This is a genomic window from Pseudomonas sp. FG29 (assembly GCF_057809355.1).
The window spans coordinates 1-24,324 of record NZ_JBMDJU010000002.1 but is presented as its reverse complement, the minus strand read 5'-3'; the positions used below and the strand labels follow the sequence as shown (position 1 = coordinate 24,324).

The following is a 24,324-nucleotide window of genomic DNA, read 5'->3' as shown; positions in this document are numbered from 1 at the left end:
CGTATGGGATGCGAGCCGGCATGTGCCGGCCCGTGGCTGATGGTCAATCGTGCCAGAGCACCACTTCGCTACGCTGCTGCCATTCGCCGAAACGCTCGCCGTAGGTGTTCTCGATGACCGCACGCTTGATCTTCAGGGTCGGCGTGAGGAATCCGTTTTCCACCCCCCAGACCTCGCTGACCAGTACCAGCCCCTGCAAGCGTTCGTGCTGGTCGAGACGCCCGTTGACCTCTTCGACCAGGCTACGCAGGCTGTTCTCCAGCTCGCCACGGCCGTCATTGGCCGCCTCATGCCGCCCGACATCCGACAGCACGCAAAGCGCGATGGGCTGTGGCAAGCCATCACCGACCACGCACACCTGCTCGATGCGCGGATGCTCGCCGAGACGAATCTCGATGGGCGCAGGCGCCACGTACTTGCCCTTGCTGGTCTTGAAGATTTCCTTGAGCCGACCGGTCAGGCGCAGATTGCCGTCAGCATCCTGCTCGCCCTTGTCGCCGGTACGCAGAAAACCATCCTCGGTGAGCGTTTCTGCGGTTTTCACGGGATCCTTGTAGTAGCCCAGCATGGTCGCGCCACTGCGCACCTGCACCTCGCCATCCTCGGCGATGCGCACCTCCACGCCCGGATTGTTCTGGCCGATCCAGCCCAGTTTGAAGCGCCCCGGGCGGCAGACATGGGAATAGCCACAGTTTTCGGTCATGCCGTAGACCTCCTGGATATCCATGCCCAGGCGGCGATACCAGTTGAGCAGTGCCTCGGGCACCGGCGCCGCGCCAGACAACGCGTAGCGAATGGCATCGAGGCCCAGCCCGGCAAGCACCTTGCGCCCAATGATGCGGCCGATGATCGGCAGCCTGAGCAGGCGGTCGAGCTTCTGCGCCGGCATCTTGCTGTATACACCCATCTGAAACTTCGTCCAGATCCGTGGCACGCCGAACATCACCGTCGGGCGTGCGCGCTTGAGGTCCTGGAGGAAGGTATCCAGGCTTTCGGCGAAGAACACCGTCTGCCCCGCATAGAGCGACGCCAGCTCGACGAACATGCGTTCGGCCACGTGGCACAGCGGCAGGTAGGAAATCACCCGGTCGCTTTCGTTCACCCCGAACAATTTGGTTGCATTGCTGGCGGCGAAGCCGAAGTTGGCAAAGCTGTGCATCACACCCTTGGGCGTACCGGTGGTACCCGAGGTGTAGATGATGGTGGCCAGTTGGCTGGGCGCCGGTTTCGGGTCGTCCTGAATCGGCGAGCTGCGCTGCAGGTCGTCCCAGCTGTAGTCGAAATTCCCCACGGGATGCAATGGCAGGCTGATGGTCGCCAGACCTTCCGGCACCCCGGGCGCCATCGCTGGCCAGTCATCGAGCTTGCCGATGAACGCCAGCGCCGCTTCCGAATGTTCGAGCACCTGGCGCACGGAATCGGCGGTGAGATTGGGATAAAGCGGAACGGAGACATGCCCGGCCATCCAGATCGCCAGATCGGCGATGATCCAGTGGGCGCAGTTCTTGGAAACGATGGCGATTCGGCTGCTCGGCGGCAGTTCACGACTGCGCAACCAGTGTGCGGCGCGGCGTGCCTGCTCGCCGACCTCCGCCCAGTTCAGTTCCAGCAGTTGGCCACCCGACAAGGGCTGAACCATGTAACGGTTGTTCGGGTGTTTTGCTTCACGCTCGTAGAACAGCTCAAGCGGCAAACGGATCGCTTCTGCCACAGGCCTTCCTCCTTTGTTGTTTTTGTAAGGATCAACCAAGCACTTGCTTGGTTGACTATTCCACGCAGACAAAGGAGGTGCAAGTTAAGAAATGTATCGATGCCAATAACCGTGCCGAAGCTCAGTGGGGATGCAGCAACGCCAACAGCTGCAGGGAGCCCGCCGCGACCAGCTCGCCCTGCAGTTGCGCCAGGCTGGCCGTATGCATGGACAAAGGTTGCTGGCGATGCCCGTGTACCAGCCAACCACCCAGTTCACCGATCAGCGGCTGATGGCTGACCAGCAACACATCCTGCCCTTCATAGGCATCGAGCTGACGAACCACCTCACGCACATCGCCACTGGGCGTCAGCCAGGGCGCAGTAATGATCGCCCGCTGGAAGCCCAGTTGCTGACGCACCAGCTGGGCCGTCTGCTGGGCACGCACATAGGGGCTGGCGATGATCGCCGCAAGCGGTTGCCCGGCCAGATGAGCAGCGCTTTGCAGCACTTCCTGACGTCCGAAATCGGTCAGCTCGCGCTGGGCATCGCTGGCAGCATGCGCCTCGGCCTGGCCGTGGCGCAGCAGCCAGAGCGTCACAGCTTCGGCTCCTCGTCGCGAACCGGGTGGGGTGCGGGCGGTATGCTGTGCGCAACTTCGCCCTCGGGCGCACGCGGCGTCGGCCAATCGGCGAACGGCCAGGGTTTCTCGTCGGTATTGAAGGTGCCGAAACGACCGATCTGCGCCAGGTACTGGCTCAGGCTATCGCCAAACCCCATCAGCCCGGCGTTCGGCGCGCCGTAGAACAGACGATACCCCAGTTGCAGCAGCACCACGGCGCCGAGCACCAGTTCGGCCAGTTGCCAGACGATAACGAAGATCACCATCCACAGCGTGCGCAGCAGGATCGACTCGCGTTCCAGATCCCGTTTTTCGTCGTTCATATCGTGCTCTCCTTAGAAACCCGCGGTAGGGATGAAATCGACATCGGTTTTCGGCTCGCCCGTCATCAGCAACTCGATCACCTGAGCCAGGGTGCGCCCTTCGAACAGAATGGCGTGCAGGCCGGCGACCAGCGGCATGTAGACCTCGAGTTCTTCCGCGCGCGCCTTGAGCACGCGCAGGGTATTGACCCCCTCGGCGACCTCGCCCAGACGCTCGACCGCCTCTTCGAGACTGAGCCCCTCGCCCAGGGCGAAGCCCACCTGATAGTTGCGGCTCTTGGGCGACGAGCAGGTGACGATCAGATCGCCGACCCCGGCCAGGCCGAGGAAAGTCATGGGGTTGGCGCCGAGTTTGACCGCGAAGCGCGTCATCTCCGCCAGTGCCCGGGTGATCAGCATGCTCTTGGTGTTTTCGCCCATGCCCAATGCGGCCGCCATGCCCGACATGATGGCGTAGACGTTCTTCAGCGCGCCGCCCAGCTCCACGCCGAAGCGATCGGCACTGGCATAAACACGGAAGGTACGGCCATGCAGGGCTTCCTGCACGCGCAGGCAAAGCGCTTCGTCTTCGCTGGCGATGACCGTGGCGGTGAGCGCGTGATCGGCCACTTCCTTGGCCAGGTTCGGCCCGGAGAGCACACCGATGCGGGCGCCCGGCGCGATTTCCTCGAGAATCTGACTCATCAGCTTGAAGGTCTTGGCCTCGATGCCCTTGGTCGTACTGATCAGCATCTTGCCGGCCAAACGTTCAGCCACCGGCTGCAGTGCAGCACGCAGCGCGCTGGAAGGCAACGCGACCAGCACCAGTTCGGCCTGCTCCAGCGCCATTGGCAGGTCGTTGGTCGGCTCGATGCCTGGGTGCAACTTCACGCCCTTGAGGTAACGCGGATTCTCGCCATTGATACGCATCTGCTCGGCCTGCTCGGGGTCGCGCATCCATTGCAGAACACGTTGGCCATTCTCTGCCAGCAGGTTGGCCAGGGCGGTACCGAAGCTGCCGCCACCCAATACGGCGATAGGGAGTGATTCAGTCATAAAACTTCCGAATGGGGCCAGTCTGGCTGGCGTTCTGCAGGCATTATACGGAGCCGAGAGTCACCAGCCAGGGCAAAAGTTCAGTGCATGGGCCGGGCAAACGGCCAGAAACGCGAAATAGCGCCGCTCATACGCAGAGGACGCTGGCAAAGCCATACGGGTCGGTTACCATGCCGGCTCGACGTTTTTCGCCAAGGACGGAACCGTGCCCACCGGTAGTGCCCAGCCCCCTCTCCTCGCGCTCGCCTCTTCGCGCCCCGCTCCTCGCGCCAGGAATACCCGCTCATGACTCAGCGTCGTGGCTGGAACATTCACACCCGCACTCAACTGATCAGCGTCGGCCCAGCCTTGCTGCTGACGCTGTTGCTGACCGGTTTTCTGACCTTCACCCGCCTTCAGGATCTGCGCCAGGAGCTTAACCACACCGGGCAGTTGATCGCCAACCAACTGGCCCCCGCGACCGAACAGGCGGTGCTCAACGACAACCGCGAAGCACTCGACCGGCTGCTGCTGGCGACGCTGGATACGCCGGATGTGCGCTTTGCTGAAGTGCGTGACCGGGACGACGAGATCCTGGTTTACGTGGAGCGTCCCAAGGTGCAGGGCCAGGCCACGCCACACGTAGAAGTCTTCCAGGCGCCGATCCGCCTGCAGCGCCTGCAACCCGACGCACCGCGCGACAAGATGCTCGGCGACGGTTATCTGGGGCGTGTGGTGGTGGCAATGTCCAACGACACCTTCAATGCCCGCCAGCAGGAGATATTGCTCAAGGCGGGCGTGCTTTCGCTGTTCGCCCTGCTGCTCACCTTCCTGCTTGCCCGGCGTCTGGCCCGGCGCCTGGCCCAGCCCCTCAGCGCCATGGGCCAGGCGCTGGAGCGCATCCAGAACGGCGATTACAGCCAACCGCTGCGTGAGTCAGGCAATGACGAACTGACCGACCTGGCCCGCCATATCAATAACCTGGCCAGCGCCCTGGATCGCGGCGGCCGCGAACAGCAGCAGGCCATAACCGCGCTGATTCAGGCCCGTGAAGAGTCCGAGCATGCCAACCGCGCCAAGTCCGACTTTCTGGCGATGATGAGCCATGAGCTGCGCACGCCGATGAACGGCGTGCTGGGCATGCTGCAACTGCTGGAAACCACTCCGCTCAACGACGAACAGGCCGAGTACGCCGCGCTTGCAGCCGAATCCACCGAGCACCTGCTCAAGGTGATCAACGACATCCTCGATTTTTCTCGCATCGAGCGCGGCGCCCTGGAACTGGAGAGCATCCCGTTCAACCTGCTGGAGCTCATGCAGGGGTCGGTTCAGGTCTTCCAGCACAGTGCCCAGCAACGCGGCCTGACGCTTTCGCAGGAGCATCAGCCAGGCCTGGAACGCCTGGAGGTCAGCGGCGATCCGACGCGTATTCGGCAAATTCTGGTCAACCTGATCGGCAACGCACTGAAATTCACCGAGGAAGGCGGCATTTCGGTGGAAAGCCACTGGCAGCCCCTGGACGATCAGGTGCTCTGGTTCACCTGCACCGTGCGCGACAGCGGCATCGGCATCGGTGCCGAGCACCTGGCGCGCATGTTCGATGCCTTTGCCCAGGCCGACAACTCGATCTCCCGCCGCTACGGCGGTACCGGCCTGGGCCTGCCGATCGCCCGCACCCTCGCCGAGCGCATGGGCGGCACCCTCAGTGCGCAGAGCGAAGTCGGCAGTGGCTCGGTGTTCACCCTGGAAATACCCCTGCCATTTCGCACGGAGATGGAACGCCAGCCGAACGCCGAAGGTCAGAACCTGACAAGTGGCGACGGCCAGCACGTGCTGCTGGTGGAAGACAACCCGGTCAACCAGACGGTGATCGAAGCCATGCTGCGCAGCCTGGGGTATCAGGTCACGCTGGTGGGCGACGGCCAGCAGGCCGTGCAGCAGGTCGGGCAGTTCGACTACGCGGCGATCCTGATGGACTGCCGCTTGCCGCTGATGGACGGCTACGAGGCCACGCGGCGGATTCGCCAACTGCCACAAGGCATGCAACTGCCCATCATCGCCCTGACCGCCAACGCGCTACAGGGGGATCGGGAGAGCTGTCTGGAAGCCGGGATGAACGATTACCTGGCCAAGCCCTTCAAACGCGCGGATCTACAGCGCCTGTTGCAGCGCTGGCTAGCCCCCCGACCATAGGCCAATTGGCACTCGCCGACGCCTGCGCAAGGCTGTACGGTTACAACCTGTGGCGGCACATTTGTGACAAGCGAGAAACAGCGGAGTACAACTGTACTCACAGCACTGTGACTTTCACCACAACGCAACAGTCTATGACTAGGCTGCCGGCATACACCCTGCGTTACCGCCGGCCAGGACGATTCGCCCAGCCTTAGAAGCATGGGGACAATTGAGGAGCTCGCATGACAAAACCAAACGCCTATTCCCGGGAAGATCTGCTCGCCTGCAGCCGCGGCGAACTCTTCGGTCCGGGGAACGCGCAACTGCCCGCCCCGAACATGCTGATGATCGATCGCATCGTTCATATCAGTGAGACCGGCGGCAAGTACGGCAAGGGCGAAATCGTCGCTGAGCTCGACATCAATCCGGATCTGTGGTTCTTCGGCTGCCACTTCGAGGGCGACCCGGTGATGCCGGGCTGCCTGGGCCTCGATGCCATGTGGCAGTTGGTTGGCTTCTACCTCGGCTGGCAGGGCAACCCCGGCCGTGGCCGTGCCCTGGGTTCGGGTGAGGTCAAATTCTTCGGTCAGGTTCTGCCGACCGCCAAGAAGGTCACCTACAACATTCATATCAAGCGCACCATCAGCCGCTCGCTGATCCTCGGCATCGCCGACGGTAACGTCAGCGTAGACGGCCGTGAAATCTACAGCGCTGAAGGCCTGCGTGTCGGCCTCTTCACTTCCACCGACAGTTTCTGAAGGACTTGCACATGCGTCGTGTCGTGATTACCGGTCTGGGCATCGTTTCCTGCCTGGGCAGTGACAAAGCAACCGTGACCAGCAGCCTGCGCGAAGGCAAATCGGGTATTCGCTTCAACCCGTCCTACGCCGAAATGGGCCTGCGCAGCCATGTTTCCGGCTCCGTGAATCTGAACCTGGAAGAGCTGATCGACCGCAAGATCATGCGCTTCATGGGTGATGCCGCTGCCTTCGCCTACCTGTCCATGGAACAGGCGATCAAGGACTCCGGCCTGACCCCGGAGCAGGTGTCCAACCCACGTACCGGCCTGATCGCAGGCTCCGGCGGCGCCTCCACCTTCAACCAGATGGAAGCCCTGGACACCCTGCGCGAGAAAGGCGTCAAGCGCATCGGCCCATACCGCGTCACCCGCACCATGGGCAGCACCGTTTCCGCCTGCCTGGCCACGCCGTTCCAGATCAAGGGCGTGAACTTCTCCATCTCCTCGGCCTGTGCCACCAGCGCACACTGCATCGGCCAGGCCATGGAGCAGATCCAGCTGGGCAAGCAGGACATCGTCTTCGCTGGCGGTGGTGAGGAAGAACATTGGAGCCAGAGCTGCCTGTTCGACGCCATGGGCGCCCTCTCCACCCAGTACAACGAGACTCCGGAAAAAGCCTCGCGTGCCTACGACGCCAAGCGTGACGGTTTCGTCATCGCCGGTGGCGGTGGCATGGTCGTGGTCGAAGAGTTGGAGCACGCTCTGGCTCGTGGCGCGAAGATCTACGCTGAAATCGTCGGCTACGGTGCCACCAGCGACGGCTATGACATGGTCGCCCCCAGCGGCGAAGGCGCAGTGCGCTGCATGCAGCAGGCGCTGTCCACCGTCGACACCCCGATCGACTACCTCAACACCCACGGCACCTCGACGCCGGTCGGTGACGTTGCGGAAATCCGTGGCGTGCGTGAAGTGTTCGCAGGCAAGGCACCGAAGATCAGCTCCACCAAGAGCCTCTCCGGTCACAGCCTGGGCGCCGCCGGTGTGCAGGAAGCGATCTACTGCCTGCTGATGATGGAAAACAACTTCATCGCCGGTTCGGCCAACATCGACGAACTCGACCCGGAAGTGGCCGATATGCCGATCGTGCGCAAGACCGAAGAGAACGCCAAGGTCGATACAGTGATGAGCAACAGCTTCGGTTTCGGCGGCACCAACGCCACCCTGGTGCTCAAGCGCTGGGCCGGTAAGTGATCTAGCGGTACTGCAGCAAGAAAAACGGCGCCCACGGGCGCCGTTTTCATTTGCCGTACTGCGCTTCAGACCTTGAAGCGCGCCACCAGGCCGTTGAGATCCACTGCCAGGCGCGACAGCTCCTGACTCGCGGCACTGGTCTGGTTGGCCCCCGCCGAGGTCTGCAACGACAGATCGCGGATATTCACCAGGTTGCGATCCACCTCGCGCGCCACCTGCGCCTGCTCCTCCGAGGCACTGGCGATCACCAGATTGCGCTCATTGATCGAGGCGATGGCCTGGGTGATCTGCTCCAGCGCCACACCCGCGGCCTGGGCCACCTCCAGTGTCGAACGGGCGCGACCATTACTGCTTTGCATGGCACTGACGGCGCGCTCCGTACCGTTCTGGATGCCACCGATCATCTGCTCGATCTCCCGCGTGGACTGCTGGGTGCGGTGCGCCAGGGCACGCACTTCATCGGCGACCACGGCAAAACCACGCCCAGCTTCCCCCGCACGCGCCGCCTCGATGGCGGCATTGAGCGCCAGCAGGTTGGTCTGCTCGGCGATGGCGCGAATCACATCCAGTACCTTGCTGATCTCGTGTACGCGCTGCGCCAACTGCTCCACCTCGGCCGAGGTTTCGGTCACATCAGCCGCCAGTTGGCCGATGGAGTCGACCGTCTGGCGAACCTGCTGACGCCCGCGCTGCGCGGTGGTATTGGATTCTCGCGAGGCCTCCGAGGTGCTGACGGCATTGCGCGCCACCTCCTCGACCGCCGCCGTCATCTGATTGACCGCCGTGGCAGCCTGTTCGATTTCGGTGTTTTGCTGGTGCAGCCCACGGGTGGCATCCTCAGTGACGGCATGCAGCTCTTCGGATGCCGAAGCCAACTGGTTGGACGAGTCGGCAATGCTCTGGATCGTCCCGCGCAGGCTGCCTTGCATCACCTTCAGTGCCGCCAGCAGGCGTGCCGGCTCGTCCTTGCCGGCCGCCTGGATGGCCTGGGTCAGATCACCCGCCGCGACGAACTCGGCGGCCTGTACGGCCTCACCGAGCGGGGCGACGATGCTGCGGGTCAGCACCACTGCCAGCATGACGGTAGTGCCGAGGGCCAGGACAATGGCAACGAAAACACCGTATCGAGCCTCGCTATCGGCAATCGAGATAGACTCAGTCGCCGCATTGACGCCCTCGTCATTCAACTTTGCCAGCGAAGCCAGAGATGCGGCCAGTGCATCGGCATGGCGATTGAGCGCCCCCTCATCGAAGCGGGCTAAAGCAGCAGCAAAATCACCGCTATGGGCCAGACGCAGCACTTCGGCACGCTCGGTCAGATAGTCGTTCTCGACCGCCTGGAATTGCTCGAATATCCGCCGTTCCTCGGCAGAAGAAATCAACTTCTCGTAGGTGTCCTGTACAGCCTTGACATGTGCCAACAGCTCATCGGCCCGTTTGAGACTTGGCTCGGACTTGGCCAGATTGTGATCGAGCAGTATGCGCAAGGTCAGCGCGCGAACACGTAGCACTGTCTGCGACAGATCATTCAACGCCAGTATGCTGGGTACCCATTTATCTTCGACCTTCTGTGACTGCTCATTGATGTTCTTCAGCGTGACGAGCATCCACACGCCCATCAATAACACCAACAACGCCACTAAACCGAACCCCAGACCAGCCCGGGGAGCAATGGACATATTGCGCAGCGACATTCGATTCACCTGTTCCAGTTGTACGCCGCCCCGAAGCGGGGGCTCTCGGCGCGCCTAAGCCTGAGCTCACGGATGGTCACGTGCGCAGCAATTCGGCACGAAAACTGACCTCCATCAGCAGCGTAGTTCAGATATTTGGAATTTGGACGTAGGTACGAAAAACCAGCTAGCCAATCGCCAATCGGTTTGAAGCCTGCCTGCCTCTGCATAGCGTCAAGCGCCAGGCTCAGCGGCTAAGAGCCTTGGCCATCGCCTGATCGACGTGATGACGCCACTCTCGATCACGCCAGTCCTGCTCGCTACTGACCTGCCAGTCGTCACGTTGTTGGCTCTGCTCGCACTGCCGAAAGCCATCGTCCCACCCTTGCGTGTACAGCGGCTCGGCCTGATAGCGGCTGAGCGCCTTGGTGTATCCGCCCAGCGGGCCGGCGGCTGCCCGCCCACTCTGGCAGCCCGCCTCGAAACCATCGACGAAGGCTGGCGGATAGTCGGCAGCCAGCATGCTTTCGCGCAGGCTCTGGCAGGCGGCGAGCATGACCAGCAATCCGCCCAGCAGCATCCGCTGGCAGGTCGTCATATCAGGAGCCCCCAATCCAGTCGGCGAGTGCGGTCTTGAGCTGGCACAGCGCCCAGGGGCTAGTGCTGCAGGCGCCACTTTCCAGCGCCGTACGCAAGGCGCCGACATCGGCATCGCGAATGTAGCGTTCGGCATCGCCCATGCGGTCTTCACCACCGAAGCCACCGCCGGCCATCTCTGCCAGCGCCTGCTCCTTGCTCCAGTCCTGATAGATGATACGATACATCGCAGCGATCAGGCCGGTACGGTTCTGCCCATGCTTGCAATGGATCAGCACCGGGCCCTGAGCCTGTGCTTGGCGAATGCTGCGCATCACCTCGATCACATCGGTGTCGTCGATGCGGTCGGTATGCAGCGGCAGCTGAATCTGCCGTACACGCGGATCACGCAGCCACTGCTCGTCACTCTTCTGGTAGAAGTTGATCACCGTGGCAACGCCGAGTTGCTCCAGCTGCGGCCAGTCCTGCGCCTTGGGTAAGGCGCTGCGATACAGACCGGGCGCCATGCGGTAGAGGTTGATGCGCTTGTCCAGGGGCTGCGCCCAGCCGGCCGCGCGTACCGCCACTGCAGGTGCGCTGGAATTGCTGGCGCCCCAGGCCATGCTCAGGGGCAACGCCAACAGGGCACCTAGGAATACAGCAGCGGCGATAGCCAGGCGTAACATCTGCAGCAAACCTTTCATTGTCCCTGTCCTCCCCAGGCCAGTTGCGTGTGCTGAACCTGTACGGCCGGTGCTCGATACAGGACCAGGCGGTAGGTCACCAGGCAGATGACCCAGTCGATCAGCAGCGTCCACAGGTTGTGTGAAAGAAAGTGCGCGCCCTGCGCCATGCGCCCCAGCGAAAACACTGCGCCCAGGCCGAGCGCGAACATCAGTGCGGCTCGGGCCGCGCGGGGCTTGCGGTCACGCAGGACGAAAAACAGTGCGATCAGCGAGAACCCGGCGGAGGCATGGCCACCCGGCCAGCAACGCCCCGGATTGGCCGTGGGTGCGCGTTCGGCCAGCAATGGCGTGAACTGCTCGTGGCCACCGAACTCGGTCAGGCTCCAGGGGCAATGCATGCCAGTCAGTGTCTTCAGCGGCGTAACCACCGAGGTGGAGAGCCCCAATGCCAGCACCAGGTAACCCAGCGGTCGACGCCATTGGCGCAGCCGTGTCGGCAACAGGCTGAGGAGGAAACCGGCGATGGCCAGTATCCCCACGGCGATGACCGCCTGCTTGGCGCGATCATGCAGGATGTCCTCCAGCCAGAAGCTGTGGCGACCGATGAACCCGTCGCCCGGCTGGTAGAAAAGGCGCTCCAGGGCGAAGTCCAGGGGGCTGGGGTCGATCAGCAGCAACAGGGCCATCAGCGCCAGCGGAATGCTCAGCGCCAGGGTGAAGTTGAAGTAACGCGACGTCATGCTCGGCTCCTCAGCGCTGGCTCATGCGTTGATCTGGCTGATCGTCTGGGTGCCAGGCGATCAGGCGCTTCTTGAAGGCATGGCTGGCGCCCTGGTAGTAGGCGATGTCGCGGCGCATCAGCGGATCGTCATTGCCTACGCGGGTCTCACGACTGCGCCCCAGGGCATCCTCGTGGCGGCGCATGCCCTGGCGTGGGCTGAGAATCGCCAGATCCTGGCCGTCGAACAGCCCCAGATACTGGTAGTTGCCCAGCAGCGCACGGCCTGGTGCATGATCCTCACGCAGCACGTTGCGGCCGAAGAAGGTCGAGACGTAGTCCAGATTCAGCAGCCCCATCAGCGTCGGCGCCACATCGATCTGGCTGGCCACATCGGCGTACTCGGCCGGTTTGACGTGCTTCGGCGAGTAGACGAACAACGGGATGTGGTAGTTGGCCACCGGCAGGTCTTCACGCCCGGCGCTGCCGGCGGTGTGGTCGGCGACGAAGACGAACAGGGTGTCGTCGAACCAGGGCTTGCTGCGCGCCTCGGCGAGGAACTGGCCGATGGCATAGTCGGTGTACTTGACCGCGCCCTCGCGCCCCTCGCCCGATTTGATGTCGATACGACCATCCGGATAGGTATAGGGACGATGGTTGGAGGTGGTCATCAGTTGCAGGAAGAAACGCTTGCCACTGGCATGGTCGGCATCGGCCACCTTTAGCGCCTGGCGATAGAGATCCTCGTCGGCCATGCCCCAGGCGTTCTGGAAGCTCATGTCGGCGTCGGCGACGCTGCTCTGGTCAACGATGCGATAGCCATTGCCGCCGAAGAAGGCGTTCATGTTGTCGAAGTAACCGCGCCCGCCATAGATGAACACGCTGTCATAGCCCTTGGCGCCCAGTTGCTGGCCCAGGCTGGCGTAACCGGCCTCACGACCGATGCGCTTGACGATGGAGCGCCCCGGCGTCGGCGGCATGGACAGGGTGACCGCCTCCAGGCCACGGTCTGTGCGAGTACCGGTGGCATAGAAGTGGGTGAATACCAGGCTGTGCTTACGCAGCTCGTCGAGATTCGGCGTCAGACCACGGCTATCGCCGAAGCTGCCCAGGTACTTGGCACTGAGGCTTTCGATGGTCACCAGCACCACGTTGAGCGGCTTGGCCTTGCCCGGGTTGTCGATCACCCGACGGATATCCTCCAGATCACTGCCGATGAAGCGAGCATTGGGCTCGGCGACTTCTTCGCGCAGCAGGCTGGCAATGTCCTGATCCGGCAGGGTGGCGTAGAACTGCTGGTAATCCAGCTCGTTGTTACGGAAGGCGGCGAAGAACTGGTACGGCCCATTGCTCGCCAGCTCGCGCTGATAGGTATTGCCGCCGAGGCCACGCGGTGTGTCCTGACCGATCACGACCAGGCACAGGCCGACCAGCCCGGCCAACATCCCGACACCAACGACTGCGCGCTTGAATGGCAGACGCGGCGCCTGCAGTGCAGTGCGTAGGGCGCGCCGCAGGGCGAACGTGAGGCCAATCGCCAGGGCAGCCAGCAACGCCAGCAGCGGATAGATCGGGTAGGACTCGAGGATGTTGTCCACCACCTCCTTGGAGTACACCAGGTAATCCACGGCGATGAAGTTGAAGCGCACGCCGAATTCGTCCCAGAACAGCCATTCGGCCACCGCGGTGAAGAACATCACGAAGATACTGACGGCGGCCACGCCGATCAGCAGCCGCTGATGCCAGCGCCGCTGCCACAGCCAGGCCGGGCACAGCAGCAGGTACAACGCCATGGGCGCGACAGCGTAGAGCAGAAAGCTCAGGTCATAGATCAGGCCAACGCCATACAGGCCGAGCAGATTGGCGGGGTTGATCCCGGCGTCGCTCAGATGACTGACCAGCAGCACGCTGCGGGTGAGGAAGAACACTGCCAGCCATACCAGCAGAATGATCGACAGATAACGAAGTTGCGCGTAATGGAGCCGAGGCATCGTATGATCCTTTTAGGATGAACGAGCCGGAGTCTGCTCCGCGTATCGTGAGCCGTTCGTCAAAGCCGTGTGAAAAAATCGTCAAACCCGGGACTTACCGCCAATGCGTATTCTGGTCATCGAAGACAATCGAGACATTCTCGCCAACGTGCTCGACTACCTGCAGCTCAAGGGCTTTACCGTGGACTGCGCGCAGGACGGCCTCAGCGGTCTGCACCTGGCCAGCACTGGCCATTACGACCTGATCGTGCTGGACATCATGCTGCCGGGCATGGACGGCTATCAGGTGTGCAAACGCCTGCGCGAGGACGGCCGCAACGAAGTGCCGATCCTCATGCTCACTGCTCGCGATGCCCTCGATGACCGCCTGCAAGGCCTCAATGCCGGCGCCGACGACTACCTGATCAAACCCTTCGCCCTGTCCGAACTGGTCGCGCGTATCGAGGCAATCCTGCGTCGCAGCCGTGGCAGTCGCAAACGCCAGCTGCAGATCGCCGACCTGGTCTACGACCTCGACACCCTGCATGTCAGCCGCGCCGGCCAAGCGCTCAAGCTCAACCCGTTGGGCCTGAAGTTACTGGCCATCCTCATGCAACGCAGCCCGGCGGTGGTGCGCCGCGAGGCGCTGGAAGAAGCGCTGTGGGGCGACGACTGCCCGGACAGCGACAGCCTGCGCAGCCATGTCCATCAGTTGCGCCAGGTGCTCGACAAACCCTTCCCCACCCCGCTGCTGCATACCATTCACGGCGTCGGTTATCGCCTGGCGGAGACCGCCCATGCTGTCTAAGCAACCCTTCGAACGGCGTATCCTGATCGCCTTCGTGCTGATGACCGTGATGGTCAGCGGCCTGTTTTCCCTGAGCATCGTCGCCGTGGTGCACTTCATCGAAGAGCATCTGGTGTCACAGGACATGAGTCGCCAACTGGACGAAACCCTCAAGGAGGACATCAGCCAGGGCCTCCCACCGCGCCTGGACAGCAGCACCCGCTTCTTCTCCTCCGACCAGGCCAAATATGCCATTCCGGCGGAGTACAAGGGCCTGCAGGACGGCTTCAACGAGGTGGTCAGCGGTGATCAGGCCTATTACGTCTACGTGCAGGAGATCAATGGCCAGACCTACATGCTGGTGCAGGAACAGGAGGAGTTCGAAGCCCGCGAAAGCGCCCTGTTCAACGTCGTCCTCGCCGGTTTCCTGCTCACCGTGATCGCGGCCTGGGGCCTGGGCCTGGTGACGGCACGCAAGGTCATGGCACCGGTGACGCGCCTGGCCCAGCAAGTGCGCCATCGCGATCAACTGCACCCACTGGCACCACCACTGGCGCCAGACTATCCGAACGACGAGATCGGCCAACTGGCGGCAGCCTTCGACAGCACCCTCGGCCAGGTGCGTCAGTCGCTGGAGCGCGAACGCCTGTTCACCAGCGATGTCAGCCACGAACTGCGCACGCCACTGATGATCATCGCCTCCTCCTGCGAATTGCTCAGCGAGGCGCCGCTGGCCCCGCGCGAAAAGGAGCAGGTCGCCCGCATCGCCCGCGCCTGCGAGGAAATGCGTGAACTGGTGCAGACCTTTCTGCAACTGGCCCGCGACAAGAGCAACGAAGCGGTGTTCATCGGCGACCGCTCCCTGGCCAGTGTCGCCGAGGAGCAGGCCAGTCGCTGGGGCGCACTGATGCAGGAAAAGGGCCTGGCGTTCCAGATGCAGGTCGAGGGCGAGGATCATGGGCAGTACAACGCCACCTTTCTCGCCACGGTAATGGCCAACCTGCTGCGCAATGCCCTGCATTACACCGAGCGTGGCGGCGTACGCCTGATCCTCGAACAAGGCGCCTTCCGCATCGAAGACAGCGGCGCGGGGATTCCCCTCGAACAGCACGAGCAGATCTTCCAGCCCTTCGTCCGCGGCCCGCAGGCGCGTGGCGAAGGGCTTGGCCTGGGCCTGTCGCTGGTCAAGCGGATCTGCGCCAAGCAGGGCTGGACAGTGAGTCTGCAGAGCGAACCGGGTGGCGGCACCCGCTTTCGAGTGGAGTTGGCCAGCGCGTCTTGACGAAATTTTCACAACCCTTTGACGCGACCTTGATGCCCTGACCTCTAGGGTGGCGAACGTGACCCATTTGCCGGACGTTCGCCATGACCAAGCAAAGCCCCATCGAGCTGGAGTTTTCCCGCAAGTACGACTTCGACCACGCCCAGCAGTACCTGCACAAGCATCAGGACGGCCTGGCCAGGCGCCTGTCGCACTGGCGTGACGTGCAGGTAGCGCGTAACGCGCTGAAGCTGGCTGATCAGCCCAACCTGGTACTCGACCTGCCCTGCGGTGCCGGACGCTTCTGGCCCATGCTCTGCGAGCAGCCGAACCGCGTCATCCTCGCCGCCGACAACTCCGCCGACATGATCGCCACCGCGCGTGCCGCGCAGGCGCCGGAGGTGGTCGCACGGGTCAACAGTTTCCGCACCTCGGCTTTCGATATCGAGCTGGGCGATAACGCGGTGGACTGCATCTTCTGCATCCGCCTGCTGCACCACATCGAGTCGAGCGAGCATCGCCTGGCCGTGCTGCGCGAATTTCACCGGGTCAGCCGTGACACGGTAATCCTGTCGCTGTGGGTCGACGGCAACTACAAGGCCTGGAAGCGCAGCCGTCTGGAGGCCCGTCGTGCTGCCGAAGGCCGTAGCACGCAGAACCAGAATCGCTTCGTGGTGCCCCGTGCAGTGATCGAGCGTGAGTTCCGCGAGGCCGGCTTCGCCATCATTGGCCATCAGGATTTCCTGCCCGGCTATGCCATGTGGCGCACCTACGTGCTACGCAAGGAGGCCTGAGCGTGGGCATCCTCAGTGAAAAGGCACTCAGCGCCCTGCCCTCGACCGAATTCGACCGCTGGTGGAACAGCCCCGGCGAGTGGGTCGAAGAAGCCAATCAGCGCCGTGGTGGAGAAAGTGGCGTACGCCTGCTGCAAAGCTGGGATAACAGCCGGCCGGCGCTGTACTGCAAGCGCCAGACGGGTCACACGCATCGCTCGTGGCGCCATCCGCTGGGGCGCCCCACCATCCTCCGCGAGCTGGAAGCCTACCGCGCCCTGGCCCGTCTCGGTGTCCGCACGCCGAACATCGTCTACTGCGCTGCCCGCCGCGAAACCGGGCAATGGCAGGCCTTGTTGGTGACCGAGGCCCTGCAGGGCTTCATCAGCCTGGAACAGTGGTATGCGCAGCCGATGCCGGCCGCCGAGACCCAGGCAATGCTGCGCCAACTGGCCCTCACCCTGGCGCGCATGCACCTGGGCCGCTGGCAGCATGGCTGTTGCTATCCCAAGCACATTTTCATCAGGCTACGAGCGCCTGGCGATGTCGACATCGCCCTGCTGGATCTGGAGAAGAGCCGCACCCGCTGGCGCTCCGCCAGTGCTTCACGCCGTGATCTCGGCCAGTTGCAGCGCCATCGTGGCCAGATGCCGGACAGCGACATGCAGGTTCTGCTTCAGGCCTACCAGCACGCCCTGAACAACCCCCAGGGAGTGCTGCAACCGTGAGCGAAATACCGGATATGGATGCGCTGTCGTTCAAGGGACGCCGTGGCATGACGCGCATCCTCAACGCCACCGGCTACTCGCTGGCCGGGCTGCGCGCCGCCTATCAGGGCGAAGCCGCGTTTCGCCAACTGGTGTGGCTGAACCTGGTGCTGCTGCCAGTGGCCTGCCTGCTCGACGTCAGCCGCGTCGAGCGGGTGCTGTTGATGCTGACACCGTTGCTGGCACTGGTCGTGGAGCTGCTCAACTCGGCCATTGAGGCCGTGGTCGATCGCATTTCGCTGAACCTGCATCCACTGTCGAAGCAGGCCAAGGACATGGGCAGCGCCGCGCAACTGCTGGCGCTGCTGATCATCGCCCTGACCTGGGCGCTGATTCTGCTTTGATCAGCGCACCTCGAAGCGCTGTTCGGCCAGCTTGCGGTCGCCCTGATAGACGATGAAATGCCATTCGCCGGGCACCACTTCGTGGTGTTCGGTGAACTCGAATGCCATCACATCCTGCGGCGCACCGGGCACCAGTTGTTGCACCACTTCGAATTTGTCATGGCGCTGGCCATCCGGCGTGATCACACCAGGAGTGAGGTAGAGCAAGGTCAACGGCACATCGCCGGCCTGCTTGCCGGCCAGGCTGTAGCGCATGCCGAACTTGGTGCCGAGCTTGGCGGGAATCTGCGTGGTGATCTGGATGTCCTGATTGCCGCGTGTGAGCACACGCTCACCGGGCTGGAAATCCTGGTACTGGCTGCTGAAGACGCCGTATTCCACCGATCCTTCGACACGTACCTCGGCCTTGGTCAGGCCGCTGCAGGCGAACAGGCCGGCGATCAGGGTCATTCGAATGTGATGCATGACGCGCTCCTCGTTGAGATGAGCGCGAGCCTATGACGTGCGAATGACAGGTTGATGACAAGCCTTAGCGTGGCAGCTCGGCCTGCACCTTGCGCGGCAGCACGGCGAGGAAGTTGTCCCGCGCCACCTTGTGCGCGACGTCCTCGGGCAAGGCATCGAGGAACGGATCGAAACCATGCATGTACTCGCCCAGGCTGCCAAAACGGCCGACCACGTCCGAGCCGATCATGAAACGATCCGGGTAGCTGCTGACCAGGTGAACCCAATCCGCATCCGGCTTGCCCTTCTCATCCAGCAGATAGGGACGCAGCATGGTCCAGGACAGGTCGATATACAGGTTCGGGTAGTCGCCCAGCATCCGTTCGATGGTCGGCAGGAGGAAGTCCAGCTTCTCCTGGTGGCGGTGGATCTCCGCGCTGGTGCCGGCATGAGCCCAGATGAAGCGCACATGCGGATGGTTGCGCAGCGGCGTCTCGATCTCCTGCAGGTAGAGCGGATTACGCTCGCGCTTGGAGGTGATGTTGGAGTGCAACATCACCGGCAAGTCGTACTCGGCAGCCAGGTGAAACACCCGCGCCAGCGCCTCGTTATCCGCCCTGGGCGCGCTGCCATGGATCAACGCGGTGAGGTCGTCATGGCGGGTGAAGATCTCGCCGATGCCCTGCCACAGCCCCGGATCGAGCTCGAGCATGCGACGAATATGTGCGTCGGCGTTCTTGTCGTTGGGGTTGAAGCCGGACAGGAACGGATGGAAACGCTGTCGTTGCTCGGCCGGCAGACGCTTGTAGGCATCGGCAACGAAGATGTCGGTGGCGCTGTACCAGTAGGCGCTGGCATCGTCCCCGGCGTAATACCGTGGGCGCTTGGGTTCGTCCTCGTCCCACTTCTTGACCACGGGAATGCCGGAAAACATCACGTGATCGACGTTGTTCTGCGCCATCTTCTCCAGCAGTTCGTCCATACCGGCACTCTCCTGGAAAAAGTCCACGAAGTGCAGATGGGCATCGCTGTAGCGGTATTCACGGGCTTCGGCGGCGCCGGCCAACAGCGCGGTAAAGGCCAGTGCCAATGGCATCCTTCGACGATTGAGCACGATGAGTCCTCCTGACGGTACGAGCAGCATAGACCTCGCCCCGGGCCGGCAAGTTCTGAACGCTACCCACGCAAGCGCACCGTCATGGCTCATGTCCGTCACCACGGCACCAGGAACGACCGCGCCCCGCACAGGCGCAAGCCCACGGGCACGCGGGAGGCGCGGCTGCGGTGATGGCACCTGGCTTGCAATGCACACGGCATGACAACCGGGGGATTCATCATGCTGCAGCTGTTGCGCAAACCCGCTCGCACGAGCCAGGAAGACACTGCGCTGGAGGCGCTGTTCGAGCATCACGACCTGACCGTTCGCCTACCGGAGCACTACCGGTGGATGACGCGCCTGAACCAGTTCAGCGACACCCTGCAGCAACGCATCCGCACCAGCCTCGGTGCCGCCGTGGGGATCGCCTCGCACGCGCCGGAGCTGGCCCGCATCGCCGCGGCCAACCAGCAGAGCGGCCAAACGCTGGCGCAGTCCTCGGAGCTGATTGCCAGCGCCAGCGAGCAGGTCACCACCACTCTGGATGCCGAGCTGGTGCCGGGTGCCGGCGAGGTCGCGCGCCTGTCTGCCGAGGTGGCCGCAACCCTGCACCAATGCCAGGCCAGCGGCCAGGCCGTGCTGCGCCAGGTGGACGTGATAGATGCCAGCGAAGCTCAGTTGGCTCAGGTCATCGAGCGGCTAGCCGGACAGCTGGATGAAGTGAGCCAGGTCATCGGCGTGATCGCCAGCATTTCCCAGCAGACCAACCTGCTGGCACTCAATGCCGCGATAGAAGCCGCCCGCGCCGGCGAGCATGGTCGCGGTTTTGCCGTGGTGGCCGAGGAGGTACGCCGCCTGGCCGGCCATACGACGCAATCCACGGGTCAGGTCAGCCAGATCATCGAGCGCTTTCGCGAAGGCATGCAGCAACTCGGATACGCCGGCCAGCATATGCATCAGGCTGTCGCCGATGGTCGTGAAGGCATCGTTGCCGTCAGCGGCGGGCTGGAAAGTACACGCGTGGCGATGGATCGCCTGGACAGACAGGTCGGGCAGATAGCCGCCGGCACGGAGCAGATCGGCCAGGCCGTACGCTCGATCAACCACGACGTGCAGAACGTCGCCCAGGTCGCCGGGGAACTGCTGGGCAAGGCTGGCCAGGTTCTGCACCACAGCCAGGCGGTGCGTGACGACGGCGATCGCCTGCTTGCCGGCCTTGGCGAGTTCCGCCTGGAATTGCACCGTGCCGTGTGCACCAGCGTCGAACAGCTGGCGACGCAGCCGGCCCTGATGGGGGACGTCGCCACAGCCGAGCGCTTGCTGCGCGACACACTGGAGCGCGATGCGCGCTTCGAGCTGTTCTATCTGGTGGACAAGCATGGCGTGCAGATTTCCGAGAACATCTTCGCCAGCGATGTGGCACATCGCGAGGACACCAGCGTGCGCGGCAGCGACTGGAGCCAGCGGCCCTGGTTCCGCGCCGCGTCCGAACACCGGCAGGCACATATCACCCAGGTCTATCGCTCCTCCGCGACCGATGACTTCTGTTTCACCGTGTCAGTGCCGATCCTCGACGACCGAGGCCAGTTGCTGCGCGTACTGGGCGCCGATGTCCGGCTCTCGGCGCTGGTATGAAGCGCGGCGTCTGGGCTAGGCTGCAACGCATCCCTCAGTCACCTTCGGAAAGCCCATGATCCGCATCCACAACAGCAAAGGCCTGCAGCAGCAGATCGAAATCGGTGCCCATCAACTGGTCGGGGACGTTTCCCCGGCGCTCGGCGGCGACGGTGCCGGCCCCGATCCACACGATCTGTTCGATGCCTCGCTCGGTACCTGCAAGGCCATGACCCTGCTGCTCTACGCTCGCCAGCGCGGCCTGCCACTCGAGGGTATCGACGTCAGCGTCGAGCGTGACGACAGCGAGGAGCGCGAGGGCAACTACCACCTGATCGTCACCCTCGACCTGCACGGCCCGCTGGATGACGCGCAGCGCCAGCAACTGCTGCGCATCGCCGACAAATGCCCGATCCACAAGCTGATGACCACCACCGACATTCAGGTGCAAACCCGCCTGGCCGAGGCGACGGCATGAGCGAGCTGCAACTGATCCGCCCACGCGCCGAGGACATCGCCGGCCAGCCCATTCTGCGCCCGCTGCCCTCGGCCCGTTTTCGCAGCATCGGTCCCTTCGTGTTCTTCGACCACATGCTGGAGCAGGCCTACCCGGCTGGCAGCGGCATGGACATCGCGCAGCATCCGCATATCGGCCTGTCCACCCTCACCTACCTGTTCGCAGGCCAGTTGCAGCACAAGGACAGCCTCGGTTCGGATCAGTTGGTCGAGCCCGGTGACGTGAGTTGGATGACCGCCGGGCATGGCGTCGCCCACGTCGAACGCACACCGCCCGCGCAACTGAACCAGGGCAAACGCCTGCATGGCTTGCAGGTCTGGCTGGCGTTACCGGAAAACGAAGAACAGTGCGAACCGAGCTACAGCCATTACCCGGCGGCGTCTCTGCCCAGCAGCGAAGCCATGGGCGTGCGCATCACCCTGATTGCCGGCAGTGGCCTGTGCCTGGAGTCGCCGGTACCGGTACGCTCGCCGACACTCTATGCCGACCTGCGCCTGGCCGCCGGCGCCAACCTGCTGATCCCGGCCGAATACAGCGAGCGCGCGCTCTATCTGATCGAAGGCGAGGCCGAGCTGGACGGTGAAGCCCTGCCCGCTCAGGCCATGGCGGTGATTCCAGCCGGTGAGACGCCGCTGCTCAGCGCCTGTGGCGAGTGTCGCCTGGCCCTGATCGGTGGCGAGCCCATCGGCCCACGGCGGATGAACTGGAACTTCGTCGCCAGCACCCCGCAGTTGATCGACCAGGCGCGCCAGCGCTGGGCCGCCGGCGACTGGCCGACGGTGCCGGGTGAAACGACACGCATCGAACTGCCGCGCTGATTTCTTGTTGCAGTTGCATGATCCAGCACACCTGCTCGCGGGTATAAGCTGCATGCCGATCTTTAAGGCCAACGGATGACCCATGGCGAATCGCGACTTCGATTATGAAAGCACCCTGGAAGCCTGCGCCCGCGGTGACGAGCGCGCCTTCCAGGCGCTTTACCGGCAGGAGGCCGGGCAACTGCTCGGCCTGGCCATCAGCATGCTGGGCCGCCGCGACCTTGCCGAAGACTGTCTGCATGATGCCTTCGTACGCATCTGGCAGCATGCTGCGCGCTACCAGCGCGAGCTGGGCAGTGGTCGCGCCTGGGTGCACAGCATCCTGCGCTACCGCGTGCTCAACGCCCTGCGCAGCGGCGCTCGCCACGCTGATGTGGACGATGACTTCATCGAGCGAGTCATCGATGAAGCGCCACAGGCCGAAACCCAGGCCCTGGAGCGCTCCGAACGACGCCTGCTGCGCACCTGCCTGCAGCGTCTGGAGCGACCACGCCGCCATCCGATTCTGCTGGCGTTCTACCGTGGCCTGACGCACGAGCAGATCGCCAGCCGCCTGAGCACACCGCTGGGCACCATCAAAGGCCGTATCCGCGCCGGCCTGCGCGCGCTGCAGGAGTGTCTGCAAGCATGATTCCGCACGATCCCGAAGAACGCCGCGCCCTGATCGGCGAATACCTGCTCGGCCTGCTCGTAGAGCCTGAGACTGCCGAAGTTCGCCGCTTGATCGAAGAGGATCCGGACGCCGCGCGCATGGCGCTGGACTGGGAGCGCCATTTCCTCGACCTCAGTGACCGATTACCCGCACAAGCCCCCTCCCCGGCGCTCTGGCCCCGCATCCGCGAGAGCCTGGGGCTGAACGAGGCAACAGACAGCCACGCGCCGAACAACTGGTGGAACAGCCTGCTGACCTGGCGCCTGACCAGCGCCGCACTGGCCATGGCATTGCTGGTCGCCATAGTGCTGCCCCTGCTGCGCACCCCGGACATCAGCGCTGAGCGCTACACCGTGGTGCTGCAGCAACCAGGCGAAGCGGCCAGACCGGGCTGGGTCATCCAGATCAGCAGCGATGGCGCCTTGCAGCTCGATCCGCTGATCGCCGACCAGATTCCTGAAGGCCGTACCTTGCAATTCTGGACGCTGATCAACCCAGCCGACGGGCCGCGCTCGTTGGGCCTGGTCGAGGCCGGGCAGCCGTTGCATTTGTCGGCTGAACAGATCGGCGCCGTGCAGGCCGGTCAGCTGTTCGAACTGACCCTCGAACCGGCCGGAGGCTCGCCCTACAACCGCCCCAGCGGGCCGGTTCAATACATTGGTCGCGCCGTACTGGCCGGCGCCAACTGAGCGGGTTGCCGACCCGGTGGTCGGCAACCTTCCCTCCCGCTCAAAGCGCTTCGAAAAAATATTTTCATCCGCCGACATCCAGCCACTTTCCTCACGGGTATTGCTCACAGGTGTTTCGTCGAGGCACCTGCGAAGCCGGCCACCGGTTTCGTCTCGATGCTGAAACCTTCCATGAGGAACAACCATGAAACGCATCACTACTCTCTGCACCGCCGGCCTGCTGACCCTGAGCGCAGGCGTTGCCAGCGCCACCGAACTGCTGGCACTGGGCGCCGATGGCAAGCTGTTCAAGGTGGATGTCGCCAGCCTCAAGGTCACCGGCAGCATGGCCGTCAGCGGTGCCAGCGATTTGCGCGGCCTGGACGTGCGTCCGGCCAACGGCCAGCTCTACGCACTCGGCGGCACCGATCAGCTCTACACGCTGGATGCAGCGAGCGGCAAGGCCAGCGCCGTGAGTACACTGAAGACCGCCCTGCCCGGTAGCGGTCAGGCTGTGGTCGACTTCAACCCGGTCGCTGACCGCCTGCGCCTGATGAGCCCGGATGGCAGCAACCTGCGGGTAAATGTCGACACCGGTGAAACCGCCGTGGATGGCAAGCTCGCCTATGCCGCAGACGGCCCGCACGCGGGTCAGCAACCGCAGGTGATCGCCGGCGCCTATACCAACGCCTATGCAGGTACCAAGGCTACGGCGCTGTACACCTTCGATCAGGCCAGCAGCAGCCTGATGCTGCAGAACCCGCCAAACGACGGTGTGCAGCAGGCGGTCGGCAAAGTCGCCGATGGCCTCAAGGCCGTCGCCATGGACATCGTCAGCGACGGCAAGGGTGGCAACACCACCTACGTCCTGACCGGCAAGACCCTGCATCAACTGGATCTGGCCAGCGGCAAGCCCACCACCCTGGGTGACATCGCCGGCCTGCCCGACGGCATCATCGACATCGCCGTACTGCCGGCGAAGTGAGATAAAAAACGGGCTTCGCACTGTTTGGGGGAATGCTTGGTTGACACCGGACTGGCAAGTTTGTGTGAGTGCTTGTTCCGGATTGTCGCGTTTTTGTTGATGTCTTTGGTTTCGCCCTCCCGGGCGAGTGACTTTGCGGGCAAAGTAACCAAACCCTTCCG

The 24,324-nt window shown here is 63.5% G+C and carries 25 protein-coding genes and 2 pseudogenes; 15 read left to right on the top strand and 12 right to left on the bottom strand.

Annotated elements, in window-relative coordinates; genetic code table 11:
* Positions 1-43: 43 nt before the first annotated feature.
* From ACODS1_RS03555 to ACODS1_RS03540, 4 genes are all read right to left on the bottom strand, one after another.
* Positions 44-1,711, bottom strand: a complete 1,668-nt coding sequence (locus ACODS1_RS03555; RefSeq protein ID WP_489084568.1) for an AMP-binding protein — start codon at positions 1,709-1,711, stop codon at positions 44-46.
* A 121-nt stretch (positions 1,712-1,832) separates the two neighbouring features.
* Positions 1,833-2,291 (bottom strand): phosphohistidine phosphatase SixA, encoded by a 459-nt coding sequence (gene sixA, locus ACODS1_RS03550; protein WP_489084567.1) that lies wholly within the window; start codon positions 2,289-2,291, stop codon positions 1,833-1,835.
* Positions 2,288-2,635 carry a DUF4389 domain-containing protein gene (locus tag ACODS1_RS03545; protein ID WP_489084566.1) on the bottom strand — a complete coding sequence of 116 codons (348 nt, stop codon included), beginning with the start codon at positions 2,633-2,635 and terminating at the stop codon, positions 2,288-2,290. Before ACODS1_RS03545 ends, sixA begins: the two co-directional genes overlap by 4 nt.
* A gap of 12 nt (positions 2,636-2,647) precedes the next feature.
* On the bottom strand, positions 2,648-3,670 hold the full coding sequence (locus ACODS1_RS03540) for an NAD(P)H-dependent glycerol-3-phosphate dehydrogenase (protein WP_489084565.1): 1,023 nt from the start codon (positions 3,668-3,670) through the stop codon (positions 2,648-2,650).
* A 285-nt stretch (positions 3,671-3,955) separates the two neighbouring features.
* On the opposite strand from ACODS1_RS03540, the gene ACODS1_RS03535 reads away from it, so the two are divergent.
* The 3 genes from ACODS1_RS03535 (at position 3,956) to fabB (ending at position 7,814) form a co-directional block, all read left to right on the top strand.
* Complete coding sequence (locus ACODS1_RS03535; RefSeq protein WP_489084564.1) at positions 3,956-5,842, top strand: response regulator; 1,887 nt, start codon at positions 3,956-3,958, stop codon at positions 5,840-5,842.
* Positions 5,843-6,066: 224 nt separating this feature from the next.
* On the top strand, positions 6,067-6,582 hold the full coding sequence (fabA, locus tag ACODS1_RS03530) for a 3-hydroxyacyl-[acyl-carrier-protein] dehydratase FabA (protein ID WP_322977934.1): 516 nt from the start codon (positions 6,067-6,069) through the stop codon (positions 6,580-6,582).
* A gap of 11 nt (positions 6,583-6,593) precedes the next feature.
* A complete protein-coding gene (fabB, locus tag ACODS1_RS03525; protein ID WP_489084563.1) occupies positions 6,594-7,814 on the top strand; it encodes a beta-ketoacyl-ACP synthase I in 1,221 nt (406 codons plus the stop codon).
* A 65-nt stretch (positions 7,815-7,879) separates the two neighbouring features.
* Here fabB and ACODS1_RS03520 read toward each other — a convergent pair whose 3' ends face one another.
* The 6 genes and pseudogenes from ACODS1_RS03520 to ACODS1_RS03495 all read right to left on the bottom strand — a co-directional run bounded on the left by ACODS1_RS03520 (position 7,880) and on the right by ACODS1_RS03495 (position 13,458).
* The gene (locus tag ACODS1_RS03520) at positions 7,880-8,965 is read right to left on the bottom strand and encodes a methyl-accepting chemotaxis protein (protein ID WP_489084803.1); all 1,086 of its coding nucleotides are present in this window, start codon (positions 8,963-8,965) and stop codon (positions 7,880-7,882) included.
* An 18-nt stretch (positions 8,966-8,983) separates the two neighbouring features.
* Positions 8,984-9,493 (bottom strand): annotated as a pseudogene (locus ACODS1_RS03515) (MCP four helix bundle domain-containing protein); the annotation flags it as partial.
* Positions 9,494-9,734: 241 nt separating this feature from the next.
* Entirely contained in the window at positions 9,735-10,085 is a 351-nt protein-coding gene (locus tag ACODS1_RS03510; protein WP_489084562.1) for a hypothetical protein, read from the bottom strand.
* A gap of 1 nt (position 10,086) precedes the next feature.
* On the bottom strand, positions 10,087-10,767 hold the full coding sequence (locus ACODS1_RS03505; RefSeq protein ID WP_489084561.1) for a phosphatase domain-containing protein: 681 nt from the start codon (positions 10,765-10,767) through the stop codon (positions 10,087-10,089).
* Positions 10,764-11,489 carry a phosphatase PAP2 family protein gene (locus ACODS1_RS03500; protein WP_489084560.1) on the bottom strand — a complete coding sequence of 242 codons (726 nt, stop codon included), beginning with the start codon at positions 11,487-11,489 and terminating at the stop codon, positions 10,764-10,766. The genes ACODS1_RS03505 and ACODS1_RS03500 overlap by 4 nt, the downstream gene beginning before the upstream one ends.
* A 10-nt stretch (positions 11,490-11,499) precedes the next feature.
* A complete protein-coding gene (locus ACODS1_RS03495) occupies positions 11,500-13,458 on the bottom strand; it encodes an LTA synthase family protein (RefSeq protein ID WP_489084559.1) in 1,959 nt (652 codons plus the stop codon).
* Positions 13,459-13,561: 103 nt separating this feature from the next.
* Here ACODS1_RS03495 and ACODS1_RS03490 point away from each other — a divergent pair, with 103 nt between their 5' ends.
* The 5 genes from ACODS1_RS03490 (at position 13,562) to ACODS1_RS03470 (ending at position 17,369) form a co-directional block, all read left to right on the top strand.
* Entirely contained in the window at positions 13,562-14,245 is a 684-nt protein-coding gene (locus ACODS1_RS03490; RefSeq protein WP_322977941.1) for a response regulator transcription factor, read from the top strand.
* Complete coding sequence (locus ACODS1_RS03485) at positions 14,235-15,506, top strand: sensor histidine kinase (RefSeq protein ID WP_489084558.1); 1,272 nt, start codon at positions 14,235-14,237, stop codon at positions 15,504-15,506. The genes ACODS1_RS03490 and ACODS1_RS03485 overlap by 11 nt, the downstream gene beginning before the upstream one ends.
* A gap of 83 nt (positions 15,507-15,589) precedes the next feature.
* Entirely contained in the window at positions 15,590-16,279 is a 690-nt protein-coding gene (locus ACODS1_RS03480; protein WP_322977943.1) for a class I SAM-dependent methyltransferase, read from the top strand.
* 2 nt (positions 16,280-16,281) lie between these two features.
* Positions 16,282-16,986 carry a lipopolysaccharide kinase InaA family protein gene (locus tag ACODS1_RS03475; protein WP_489084557.1) on the top strand — a complete coding sequence of 235 codons (705 nt, stop codon included), beginning with the start codon at positions 16,282-16,284 and terminating at the stop codon, positions 16,984-16,986.
* 14 nt (positions 16,987-17,000) lie between these two features.
* Positions 17,001-17,369 (top strand): diacylglycerol kinase, encoded by a 369-nt coding sequence (locus ACODS1_RS03470; protein WP_489084802.1) that lies wholly within the window; start codon positions 17,001-17,003, stop codon positions 17,367-17,369.
* Here ACODS1_RS03470 and ACODS1_RS03465 read toward each other — a convergent pair whose 3' ends face one another.
* Together ACODS1_RS03465 and ACODS1_RS03460 are read right to left on the bottom strand one after the other, a co-directional pair.
* Positions 17,370-17,834: a DUF3859 domain-containing protein gene (locus ACODS1_RS03465; protein ID WP_489084556.1), complete on the bottom strand. Its 465-nt coding sequence runs from the start codon at positions 17,832-17,834 to the stop codon at positions 17,370-17,372. It abuts the gene before it with no gap.
* A gap of 64 nt (positions 17,835-17,898) precedes the next feature.
* On the bottom strand, positions 17,899-18,909 hold the full coding sequence (locus ACODS1_RS03460) for an amidohydrolase family protein (protein ID WP_489084801.1): 1,011 nt from the start codon (positions 18,907-18,909) through the stop codon (positions 17,899-17,901).
* A 732-nt stretch (positions 18,910-19,641) separates the two neighbouring features.
* On the opposite strand from ACODS1_RS03460, the pseudogene ACODS1_RS03455 reads away from it, so the two are divergent.
* From ACODS1_RS03455 to ACODS1_RS03425, 7 genes and pseudogenes are all read left to right on the top strand, one after another.
* A pseudogene (locus ACODS1_RS03455) lies at positions 19,642-19,980 on the top strand (methyl-accepting chemotaxis protein); the annotation flags it as partial.
* Positions 19,981-20,199: 219 nt separating this feature from the next.
* The gene (locus ACODS1_RS03450; RefSeq protein ID WP_416340070.1) at positions 20,200-20,544 is read left to right on the top strand and encodes a PDC sensor domain-containing protein; all 345 of its coding nucleotides are present in this window, start codon (positions 20,200-20,202) and stop codon (positions 20,542-20,544) included.
* 55 nt (positions 20,545-20,599) lie between these two features.
* On the top strand, positions 20,600-21,001 hold the full coding sequence (locus tag ACODS1_RS03445) for an OsmC family protein (protein WP_322977948.1): 402 nt from the start codon (positions 20,600-20,602) through the stop codon (positions 20,999-21,001).
* Positions 20,998-21,858 (top strand): pirin family protein, encoded by an 861-nt coding sequence (locus ACODS1_RS03440; protein ID WP_489084555.1) that lies wholly within the window; start codon positions 20,998-21,000, stop codon positions 21,856-21,858. The genes ACODS1_RS03445 and ACODS1_RS03440 overlap by 4 nt, the downstream gene beginning before the upstream one ends.
* An 82-nt stretch (positions 21,859-21,940) precedes the next feature.
* Complete coding sequence (locus ACODS1_RS03435) at positions 21,941-22,489, top strand: sigma-70 family RNA polymerase sigma factor (protein WP_322977950.1); 549 nt, start codon at positions 21,941-21,943, stop codon at positions 22,487-22,489.
* Positions 22,486-23,199, top strand: coding sequence for an anti-sigma factor (locus tag ACODS1_RS03430; RefSeq protein ID WP_489084554.1), 714 nt, complete (start codon positions 22,486-22,488; stop codon positions 23,197-23,199). Before ACODS1_RS03435 ends, ACODS1_RS03430 begins: the two co-directional genes overlap by 4 nt.
* A gap of 184 nt (positions 23,200-23,383) precedes the next feature.
* Entirely contained in the window at positions 23,384-24,163 is a 780-nt protein-coding gene (locus ACODS1_RS03425) for a DUF4394 domain-containing protein (protein ID WP_489084553.1), read from the top strand.
* The last annotated feature ends 161 nt before the right edge of the window (positions 24,164-24,324 follow it).

Excerpts from the sequence above, each read along its gene's own strand:
- ACODS1_RS03545 (WP_489084566.1), bottom strand. The coding sequence starts at position 2,635 with ATGAACGACGAAAAACGGGATCTGGAACGCGAGTCGATCCTGCTGCGC.
- ACODS1_RS03540 (WP_489084565.1), bottom strand. The coding sequence starts at position 3,670 with ATGACTGAATCACTCCCTATCGCCGTATTGGGTGGCGGCAGCTTCGGT.
- ACODS1_RS03535 (WP_489084564.1), top strand. The coding sequence starts at position 3,956 with ATGACTCAGCGTCGTGGCTGGAACATTCACACCCGCACTCAACTGATC.
- fabA (WP_322977934.1), top strand. The coding sequence starts at position 6,067 with ATGACAAAACCAAACGCCTATTCCCGGGAAGATCTGCTCGCCTGCAGC.
- fabB (WP_489084563.1), top strand. The coding sequence starts at position 6,594 with ATGCGTCGTGTCGTGATTACCGGTCTGGGCATCGTTTCCTGCCTGGGC.
- ACODS1_RS03510 (WP_489084562.1), bottom strand. The coding sequence starts at position 10,085 with ATGACGACCTGCCAGCGGATGCTGCTGGGCGGATTGCTGGTCATGCTC.
- ACODS1_RS03505 (WP_489084561.1), bottom strand. The coding sequence starts at position 10,767 with ATGAAAGGTTTGCTGCAGATGTTACGCCTGGCTATCGCCGCTGCTGTA.
- ACODS1_RS03500 (WP_489084560.1), bottom strand. The coding sequence starts at position 11,489 with ATGACGTCGCGTTACTTCAACTTCACCCTGGCGCTGAGCATTCCGCTG.
- ACODS1_RS03495 (WP_489084559.1), bottom strand. The coding sequence starts at position 13,458 with ATGCCTCGGCTCCATTACGCGCAACTTCGTTATCTGTCGATCATTCTG.
- ACODS1_RS03490 (WP_322977941.1), top strand. The coding sequence starts at position 13,562 with ATGCGTATTCTGGTCATCGAAGACAATCGAGACATTCTCGCCAACGTG.
- ACODS1_RS03485 (WP_489084558.1), top strand. The coding sequence starts at position 14,235 with ATGCTGTCTAAGCAACCCTTCGAACGGCGTATCCTGATCGCCTTCGTG.
- ACODS1_RS03480 (WP_322977943.1), top strand. The coding sequence starts at position 15,590 with ATGACCAAGCAAAGCCCCATCGAGCTGGAGTTTTCCCGCAAGTACGAC.
- ACODS1_RS03470 (WP_489084802.1), top strand. The coding sequence starts at position 17,001 with ATGGATGCGCTGTCGTTCAAGGGACGCCGTGGCATGACGCGCATCCTC.
- ACODS1_RS03465 (WP_489084556.1), bottom strand. The coding sequence starts at position 17,834 with ATGCATCACATTCGAATGACCCTGATCGCCGGCCTGTTCGCCTGCAGC.
- ACODS1_RS03460 (WP_489084801.1), bottom strand. The coding sequence starts at position 18,909 with ATGCCATTGGCACTGGCCTTTACCGCGCTGTTGGCCGGCGCCGCCGAA.
- ACODS1_RS03450 (WP_416340070.1), top strand. The coding sequence starts at position 20,200 with ATGGGGGACGTCGCCACAGCCGAGCGCTTGCTGCGCGACACACTGGAG.
- ACODS1_RS03445 (WP_322977948.1), top strand. The coding sequence starts at position 20,600 with ATGATCCGCATCCACAACAGCAAAGGCCTGCAGCAGCAGATCGAAATC.
- ACODS1_RS03440 (WP_489084555.1), top strand. The coding sequence starts at position 20,998 with ATGAGCGAGCTGCAACTGATCCGCCCACGCGCCGAGGACATCGCCGGC.
- ACODS1_RS03435 (WP_322977950.1), top strand. The coding sequence starts at position 21,941 with ATGGCGAATCGCGACTTCGATTATGAAAGCACCCTGGAAGCCTGCGCC.
- ACODS1_RS03430 (WP_489084554.1), top strand. The coding sequence starts at position 22,486 with ATGATTCCGCACGATCCCGAAGAACGCCGCGCCCTGATCGGCGAATAC.
- ACODS1_RS03425 (WP_489084553.1), top strand. The coding sequence starts at position 23,384 with ATGAAACGCATCACTACTCTCTGCACCGCCGGCCTGCTGACCCTGAGC.